The following is a 9,719-nucleotide window of genomic DNA, read 5'->3' on the forward strand; positions in this document are numbered from 1 at the left end:
GGCCCGGTAGGGTAGCCCTCTCTGGTTGACAACTGGCAAAAGACCAATTCTTGGAATATTACCAGCACACAAACCTAAAGGGCGGCCCGGCAGCAACAGGGGCTGTATCAGTCGATTGGGTCGTTGGGTATCGAAGCGCATCAATACCTTGCCGTTTGGGTAGCGGGGGTGGATTTTCCACTGCAGTTGACCAGGCAGGTCTTCAAACCGAGCCGCCGGAGATCGTGAGCGAGGGGTGCTCTATCTGGTAACCGCCGAAGCGGGAAAACCACAACCGAGGAGATGCTAAAGCCAGCTCCGGTTTGTTATAGCGGAAAGCGGCCTCAATCTGCCCCGCCGGGGCCGCAACGACGGGCATAGGCAAATACCATCTGCTGCGCGAGTGATTTCCCAGGTCTTTATGGAGGCCCCTGCCTGATTGAGTAAGCGATAATGATTGCCATCGGGTAGATTGAAACACGCGGGTCAAATACGTTTAAGCCAAGGGAGGATTACTGCGAACAGCCCCCATATCCTCACTAGATAGCGTTTCTGGCTTTTTTAGCACACTTTCATCCCAAAGGACCAGCCACGCGTTGGCCTTGATGTTGCAGATGCTCATCAAACGTCTGGGCTTTAGCGCAGATGGCCTTCTGGATCAGGGTATGCTTCCAATAGCCGTAAGCTTGTTATAGGAATACTGATTATCTGACTGATGCTATCGACCGGGAGCAGGGAATCTGCGCCTGAAGATTCCTTACGGGCAGGCTAGGTTGTGGAGTAGACAGGCGCCCTTCACTCCACAACCTTCTATATATTCAGAAACTAGTTAGTATCCAGTCGTAGCTGGCTATTCGTACCCAGCAACAGACGTCCCCCAACCGCGTACACTACCCGTAGGGCCTGACCTTGATAACTGGCTGGCACACTTACCGCATGATTCAATGTTACGACATCCGTCAACAGCGGTACTCGCCCACACGACCACACGCTGGCGTCATTCCAATTGCCTGCCTTTACACTATACAGGCTGGCACAGCTTCCACCCGGATCGACTACACTTATTGACAACAGGGCCGTGATGGAACCACCTGATGGATCGCTGGCGACCACCGTTACCGCAAAGGGGGATCCCAGTGTGGTGGAAAGGGTGCCTGTGATGGTATTGGGAGACACAAAGCTCAAACCAGTCGGTAGGCCATTCACCGCCAGGCTAAGGCTGGTGGGTGTTTCGGCATCGGTGAAGGTGTTGGCCGGAATACTATAGGTGAAAGGCTGGCCTAGCGTCACCGACTGGGGCGGGATTGCGTTGGCCAGCGTAGGTGGGCAGTTGAGGTAGCTCAGGTTGAGGGTGGCGGAGGCCGAACAGCCGTTGACGCCAGTCAGCGTCACTGAGTAGTTGCCAGCCTGTGAAACAGTAGCCTGGTTGGTACTACCAATCTGGGTAGCTCCCCCGCTGAAGACATAGCTGGCCTGCCCCGTTGGCGAAGCCGTAAGCGTCACACTGGTGTTCGTGCAGGTGAGCGTACCCGAGGCCGCCAGAGTGGCTGTAGGGGCTGTGTTGACCGTTAGGGTAGCCGCCGTGGAGCTGAGCGAGTTGGAACTGCTCACGACCACCCTGTACTGATTACCGCTAAGGCTGGCAGTAACACCTGTCAACGTGAGGGTGGCACTGTTGACCCCGCTGTAGAGGGCATTATTGGATAGGTTGGTGAAGCTACCCCCTGAACTAACCTGCCACTGATAGGTAGTGGCGTTGGTAGCCTGCACACTAAAGCGGGTGGTAGTGCCCGCACAAACGGTAGCGGAAGCAGGATTCGCCGTGATAACGGCCGGGAGCTGATTCAGCCGGACAGTCACATTGTTGTCGCTCCAATTGGCGGTCAGGATATCGAGGTCGCCATCGCCATCCACATCCCCTACCGTCATAATTTGAGGATTGACACCCACCGCTACGGTGGTGGTACCCGTGAAATTGCCGCTACCGTTGTTGAGCCGAACACTCACCGATTGACCGTTATTATTAGCGGCTATCAGGTCCAGATCGCCATCGCCATCCACATCGCCTAAGGCTACGCATCGTGGCTCACTGCCTACCCCTACCTCAGTGCTGCCACTGAAATTGCCGTTGCCGTTGTTGAACCGAACACTCACATTATCACTGCCCGAATTAGCGGATACAAAGTCCAGATCACCGTCGCCATCCACATCCCCCAACGCCACGATATAGGGAGTCTTACCGACCGATACATTGGTGTTGCCGGTGAAGTTGCCTCGACCATCATTAAAGCGCACATTCACATTGTCAATATTCAAATTAGTAGCGGCAAAGTCGAGATCGCCATCGCCATCCAAATCCCCCAACACCACGCTAAAAGGCCCAGAGCCCACCGCTACGGTGGTGGTACCCGAGAAGTTGCCACTGCCGTCGTTGAGCCGTACACTCACACTATTATTACTAAAATCTGCGGTCAGCAGGTCCAGATCGCCATCGCCATCCACATCCCCCAAGGCGAGGCTGGTAGGAATCGAACCCACGGCTACCTCGGAACTGCCACTAAAGTTACCACTACCGTTGTTGAGCCGCACACGTACCTTGTTATCACCCAAAGTCGTGGCTAGAAAGTCGAGATCGCCATCGCCATCGACGTCTCCCAACGTTATATCATAAGGATTTTTGGCCAGTGCAATATTGGTGCTACCGCTGTATGTACCATTACCGTCATTTAGGCGAACACTCACATTGTTACTGCTGATGTTGGCGGTTAGGACGTCCAGATCGCCATCGCCATCCACATCCCCTACCGCTATACCCGCAGGATTTGTGCCTACCAATACGCTGGTGCCACCATTGAACGCACCCGGGGCTGTTGCGGCTGCAGTGGTAAACTGATAGACGTGGGCTTTGGTCAGGCCACTGGCCTGGGAGGTGGTGGCAAAAACCACCTCCCCCGGCTTGAAGTTGGCTGTGGGAGCGAAGCTGATGGCGTTGCCATTGATAGTAGCCACGCCTGCTTTTTTACCACCCGACTGCCGGCTCCAAACCGACAGGGCGTTGGCAGAACCCGTGATGGGGGGGGCGCTCAGGGTAACCGTGACGTTGGCGCTTCTGTCTACGGACTTAGCATTACGGGCTGGCGATAAAGCTGAAACAGTAACGGGGATGGGCTGATTCAGCCGCACGCTTACCCTGTTGATAAGAGGATTCGCGGTTAGTATATCAAGAGCGCCATCGCCATCCACATCCCCCAAGGCCACATGAGTGGGAGCATAATCCGTTGATACCTCAGTGCTACCACTGAAATTGCCACTGCTATCATTGACTCGTACACTCACTGTGCTGTTTTCGGCACTATTGGCTACAATGTCCAGGTCGTTATCCCCATCCATATCGCCCAACGCTACATAAAAAGGATATAGGCCCACCCCTACCTCAGTGCTGCCACTGAAGTTGCCGCTCCCATCATTGAGCCGAACACTCACACTACTACTATTTGTATTGGCGGTTATGAAGTCGAGATCGCCATCGCCATCCAAATCCCCCAACACTACATATGAAGGGTAAGAGTTTACTTCTACCTCAGTGCTGCCACTGAAGTTGCCGTTCCCATCATTGAGCCGAACACTCACACTGGTAAAGCCCGTATTAGCGGTCAGCAAATCGAGATCACCGTCACTATCTACATCCCCCAAAGCCACGCTGGCAGGGGCACTCAATGAGGAAGAGCCTACGGGTACATCGGTACCACCACCGAAGTTGCCATTGCCATCATTAAGTCGGACGCTCACATTGCCACTGTCGTAATTCGCGGTGACGAAGTCCAGATCGCCATCGCCATCCACATCCCCCACCGTGACCTGTTGGGGAATCGAACCTACCCCCACCGATGCAGTACCTGTGAAAGTACCGTTACCGTCGTTGAGCCGAACGCTGACGTAGTTACTTCGCTTATTGGCCGCCAGGAAGTCGAGATCGCCATCGCCATCCACATCCCCCATCGTAATGCTGACAGGCGATCTACCCACTGCAACAGTAGACCCTGCGCCGAAGGTACCACTGCTGTTATTGAGTCGCACACTTATACTATTATCGGTGACATTGGCCGTCAGGAAGTCGAGATCGCCATCGCCATCTACGTCCCCTACCGCCACATTATTAGGATAACCACCCACCCTCACTTCTGTACCGCCACTGAAGTTGGCGGTGGCAGGAGCAGCCGCAGTAGTGAATTGAAAGACCTGAGCCTTACCCAGCCCACTGGCCTGGGTGGTGGTAACGTCGACTACCTCCCCCGGCTTGAAGTCATTCGTGGGATCGAAACTGATCGTATTTCCATTGATAGTGGCGACCCCCGTCTTCTTGCCGCCCGCTCGCTGACTCCAGACCGACAGGGCGGTGGGGAAACTACGAGGGGTGGTACTCAAGGTGACAGCGACATTGGTGTTGGTGGTTACAGACCGGGCATTCCGGGCTGGTGATATCGATACGAGCGTGAGGGGCAGATTCATCAGCACACTCACACTGTTGGTGCCTATGCTGGCAGCCAGGAAATCCAGATCGCCATCGCTATCCAAATCACCTACCGCCACACTCACAGGATTTGCGCCTACGGCTACCTCCCTGGTATCAATGAAGTTGCCGTTACCATCGTTGAGTCGCACACTCACTGTATTACCGTCCGCATTCGCGGTGAGGAAGTCAAGGTCGCCGTCGCCATCCACATCCCCCAGCGCCACATTAAACGGGTTGGCACCCACCGCTACGCTGGTCGTGCCGCTGAAACTGCCACTGCCGTCGTTAAGCCGTACACTAATGGAATTACTGGTTGAACTGGCAGTCAGGAAGTCGAGATCGCCATCGCCATCCAAATCCCCTACCGCCATACTGCGCGGGTTATTGCCTACAGGTACGTTGGTCGTGCCACTGAAATTGCCGCTACCGTCATTGAGTCGCACGCTTACCGTATTGGCACCGAAATTTGCGGTGAGCACGTCCAGATCGCCATCGCCATCTACGTCCCCCAACGCCACACGTTGAGGTGTAGCCCCTACAGCTATATTGGTGGTGCCCAAGAAGTTGCCACTGCCGTCGTTGAGCCGCACACTCACACTATTACCGTCCGCATTCGCAGTGAGGAAGTCGAGATCGCCGTCGCCATCGACATCCCCCACCGCAACGCTGGCAGGTGCGTTGCCCACAGGTACGTTTGTCGTGCCCGTGAAGGTGCCGCTCCCATTATTCAGGCGAACACTCACATTATTGTTGTATGAATTGCTGGCCAGGAAGTCCAGATCGCCATCGCCATCCACATCGCCCAACACTACACTGACAGGCGAATCACCTACAGGTACGTTGGTGGTGCCGCTGTAGGTGCCACTGCCATCATTGAGCCGCACGCTTATAGTACCACTGAGCTGGTTGGCCGTTAGTAAGTCGAGATCGCCATCGCCATCGACATCCCCTATCGCCATACCAAACGGACTAGTGCCTACCGCTATGCTTGTGCTGCCACTGAAGTTGGCAGGGGCCGTAGCTGCTGCGGTAGTAAACTGGTAGACCTGGGCTTTAGCCAGACTACTGGCTCTGGTGGTGGTGACGTAGACCACTTCGCCCGGCTTGAAGTCGGCTGCGGGGTCAAAGCTGAGCGTATTTCCGGTGATGGTAGCCGTACCGGCTTTCTTGCCACCCGCCTGCTGACTCCAGACCGACAGGGCGGTGGTGGAAACAAAGGGGGCGTTCAGGGTGATGGCGACGTTGGTGTTTCGGGCTGCAGACCGGGCATTGCGAACAGGTGACAAAGAAATGGCCATGATGGGTTGATTCAGCCGCACACTTACGCTGTTGCTGCCACCATTCGCGGTGAGGAAGTCGAGATCGCCGTCGCCATCCAGATCGCCCATCGCCACACTATTCGGCGTAGTGCCCACGGGTATGTTGGTGGTGCCACTGAAGCTGCCACTGCCGTTGTTGAGCCGCATACTCACCGTATTGCTGTTTGCATTAGCGACAAACAGGTCCAGATCGCCATCGCCATCGATATCGCCCAACGTTACGCGGATAGGCCGATCACCCACCGATACGTTGGTGGTGCCCGTGAAGTTGCCACTGCCGTCGTTGAGCCGTACACTCACCGTAGTACTGCCATAATTGGCAGCCAGGATGTCGAGATCGCCGTCACCATCCACATCGCCCACCGTCGCACTGCGGGGATTAAGGCCCACCGATACGTTGGTGGTGCCGCTGAAGTTGCCACTGCCGTCGTTGAGCCGTATACTCACATTGCTATCGAGTATGTTCGCGGTGATGATGTCCAGATCGCCATCGCTATCCACATCCCCCAACACGACGCTGGCAGGTTGATTACCAACCGCTACGTTGGTCGTGCCGCTGAAGTTGCCGCTACCATCATTCAGGCGAACACTCACATTGTCATTTCCCTGATTCGCGCCTAGCAGGTCGAGATCGCCATCGCCATCCACATCCCCCAGCACTATACTCACCAGTTGAGTCAGCATCTGTACGCTGGTGGTGCCGCTGAAGTTGCCACTACCATTATTGAGCCGTACACTTACACTATTGTACTGACTAGCGGCCAGCAGGTCCAGATCACCGTCGCCATCCACATCGCCTACCGCCACACAAGTAGGATTATTGCCCACCGTTACGCTGGTGGTGCCGCTGTATGTGCCGCTTCCGTCATTAAGCAGGATGCTTACATAGTCATTGCTGAAATTCGCGGTGAGCAGGTCCAGGTCGCCATCGCCATCCACATCGCCTACCGCTGCATCGAAAGGCTGAGTACCCACCGCTACTTCAGAGCCGACACTGAAGGTGGCGGGGCCTGTAGTGGCCGCGGCAGTAAACTGGTATACCTGGGCTTTGGCCAGCCCACTGGCTGTGCTGGTGGTGACGTAGACTACCTCCCCCGGCTTGAAGTCGACAGAGGGGTTAAAGCTGATTGTGTTACCAGAGCGAGTGGCCGCACCGACTTTTTTGCCGCCAGCCTGCTGGCTCCATACCGACAGAGCTGTGGTAGAACTAGTGGCGGGGGTGGCGCTCAGAGTGACGTTAACATTGCTGTTTTGGGCTGTTGACCGGGCATTACGCGCTGGTGATAATGACGATACTGTGAGGGTTTGAGCCTGCGCAGCGAGGCTAATCAGGAGAAGCGCCAGCATACTCAACGGACGACAACAGTCCGCCAAGTAGTCTAGGCGTTTCTTTGGTACGTATAGACCCCAACAGGCTATTCTCGGATAGGTAGAAGATAAAGTCATCGGACTCGGTCAACGAGTTTAAGTTCATTGAAACAAATCCATGAAAATAGCGGTATTCGCAGAAATGCGGGAGAGGCTTGTTTCGAGACGGTAAAGAATGGTGAAGATTTCGGGAAAAATGGTGAAGATTTTCAAAAATACCCACCTAAAAACGTTGAATTGTCAAAGCCCATCCCATGCTGTACTTCAGCAACCGAACGGGATGGGACCACTACCAGCATCCGGGCTTTGGCAGGTAAAGACAGGGCGGGCCTGAATCCGCGCATAAAGCTGGTGCTCTGGAGAGTGTTCAGTAAAGTGTGTCAAGTTAGTTCAATCCAACTTGACACACTTTACTGAACACTCTCGTTCAATATGTAGAAAACAGAGGTATTTCATCGAAAACGGCTTCTCACTACGTCCGGGAAATCCATTACACAACGAAAGGTAAGCAATACTTTGCAGTAGGATTTCCCAATGATTCAGGTGGCTATGAGATACGAAATCCCTATTTCAAAGGTTCCTTCTCTCTTAAAGGCATTACGACGTATACAGACCATAGTTATAAATTTGTTTTGCTGTTTGAAGGCTTCTTTGATTTTCTTTCTGCTTTGGAGTATTATAAGCAATCCGTATTACCTGCCTCAGTTATCGTCTTGAACTCTCTTACGAATCTTCCCAAGGTTTTGCCAGAATTGAAACGCTTTGGCAAAATCAGCGCATTTCTGGATACTGACGAAGCAGGCCGTAAAGCCTTTGCTAAACTGAAGCTGTCAACCACTAATGCCATAGATTTTTCCAAGACCTATAACGGCTTCAAAGACTTCAATGAGTATATGACTAAGGGCAGGACTTTTTGAGGACTTTGGGTAAGACTTTCTGAGGACTTTTCGAGGACTTTGGGCAAGATTAGCCTATTTTGGGTAGATCTTTTTGAGGACTTGTCAGATATATAGCGTTTAGGCTTTGGGATGGCTTTAAGGAGGCTTTAGGGAAGCTTTCGAGGAATTTGGGGTAGGCTTTTGGGCGGCTTTTTGAAGGCTCTTAATTAATTTGATAGTTTAGTTGTTAATGCCGAGCTATTAGGTTTCCAAAAGTTTGCTTAGCCTCAATACCAATATCATGTAAGAGGAGAGATAAAAGTATTATTCTAGATTTTACGGCGTAACTATATAGTTGAAGTACGGTTAAAATATTTTTTGATGTTGTCGCATTCTCTCCATAATGGGTTAAGTAATTCCTATTAGCGATTAGTATGTCAATAAAATCACTTTCATTAATAATAAAATTATCGTATGCTTTTTGGTCTACTAGACCTTTTAATTTGTCGAGAAGAGTAGCAATCCTTTCTCTTAGGTGAGTATTATTCTCTTGACGCTTACTAGGTTTTGGATATTTTGCTTTATGGTATACTTCTAAAACTCTTACATTCTCTAAAAAAACTTCTTCCGAAAAGGGAGTATTAATAAACAGATGCTTCGAGGCTACCCATGTTGTATATGTATAATCATCTGACTCACGAAAAATAAACCATTTCTTGATAATTTCAGGAAAATTTACCAAATCTCTATAATGGGATAGGTAGCCTACGTGAAGTTTGTAATTATTGAAATTTTTTGTACGAGATTGGCTGTAATAAATGGGGTAATTTTCTGTATCCTTTGTTTTTTTTGCAATACTATTTAACACAAAAGCAGGCTGATAATAAAGAATTTGTAAAAGCCTGCGTAGATGCTCACTATACTTGTTAAATAATTCAATATCAAGTTGTCCGCGTTTTGACTTAAAGATTGTGCTTACATTGTCTATAATAAATAAACCTGTATCATCACTATTATCATGCTTAGTAGAAAAATCAAAATGAATAGATAAATTTAATAGCGAATTTATAGAGCAATGAATACTTTTACTGCGTTTATATGTTATGCTTATTTTGTTCTTACCAATAGTATTTATTTTAGATTGATATAGGGAGTTAAGCCATTGATTTAGACCACTATATTTTATAATTAACGATTGAAATAATAATGGCTTTTTCGTATTGTCATAACCTAATCCTTCTATTAAAAAGGTAGGGGTAATTCTAAAAAAACTACCTCCATTAAAGGAAATATTTACATTACTTAATTGACAATCTATCAGAGTGATATTTTTTTGAGTCTTATAATCTAGGCCTATTATATATTTTACTCTACTAATTCTATTTAAGAAAAGAAAATCTTTAATAGATGAAGCATGTCTTATTGACGCTTCTAAGATGAATTTATCTTTTGGAGAATAAGATAGAGTTCCTAATAATTTTATCTCGCCAATACTTTCCACCTCAAAAGTCCATTCTCCTAACCAGCTCTTTTCTTCTGTCATAATCTTACTTACATACAAATGTTCAATATGGGATCAAGGACAATACTTGTGGAGCAACTTGGATTAAGCATATAACTGAGTGAGCCGATATAAGAAGAATTCCACATTTCGAACCCCTC

4 protein-coding genes are annotated in these 9,719 nt (G+C 50.3%); 1 reads left to right on the top strand and 3 read right to left on the bottom strand.

Annotated features, from left to right (window positions below; translation table 11 throughout):
• Nucleotides 1-804: 804 nt before the first annotated feature.
• Both BGO59_RS12840 and BGO59_RS12845 read right to left on the bottom strand, forming a co-directional pair.
• Nucleotides 805-7,185 carry an FG-GAP-like repeat-containing protein gene (locus BGO59_RS12840; protein WP_293684019.1) on the bottom strand — a complete coding sequence of 2,127 codons (6,381 nt, stop codon included), beginning with the start codon at nt 7,183-7,185 and terminating at the stop codon, nt 805-807.
• A gap of 203 nt (nt 7,186-7,388) precedes the next feature.
• Nucleotides 7,389-7,523, bottom strand: a complete 135-nt coding sequence (locus tag BGO59_RS12845) for a hypothetical protein (RefSeq protein ID WP_293684020.1) — start codon at nt 7,521-7,523, stop codon at nt 7,389-7,391.
• Between the two features lie 288 nt (nt 7,524-7,811).
• Here BGO59_RS12845 and BGO59_RS12850 point away from each other — a divergent pair, with 288 nt between their 5' ends.
• On the top strand, nt 7,812-8,096 hold the full coding sequence (locus BGO59_RS12850; RefSeq protein WP_293684021.1) for a toprim domain-containing protein: 285 nt from the start codon (nt 7,812-7,814) through the stop codon (nt 8,094-8,096).
• Between the two features lie 208 nt (nt 8,097-8,304).
• On the opposite strand, the gene BGO59_RS12855 is transcribed toward BGO59_RS12850, so the two are convergent.
• Nucleotides 8,305-9,600 carry a HEPN domain-containing protein gene (locus tag BGO59_RS12855; protein ID WP_293684022.1) on the bottom strand — a complete coding sequence of 432 codons (1,296 nt, stop codon included), beginning with the start codon at nt 9,598-9,600 and terminating at the stop codon, nt 8,305-8,307.
• Nucleotides 9,601-9,719: the final 119 nt, after the last annotated feature.

Source organism: Spirosoma sp. 48-14 (assembly GCF_001898575.1).
Classification (GTDB): domain Bacteria; phylum Bacteroidota; class Bacteroidia; order Cytophagales; family Spirosomataceae; genus Spirosoma.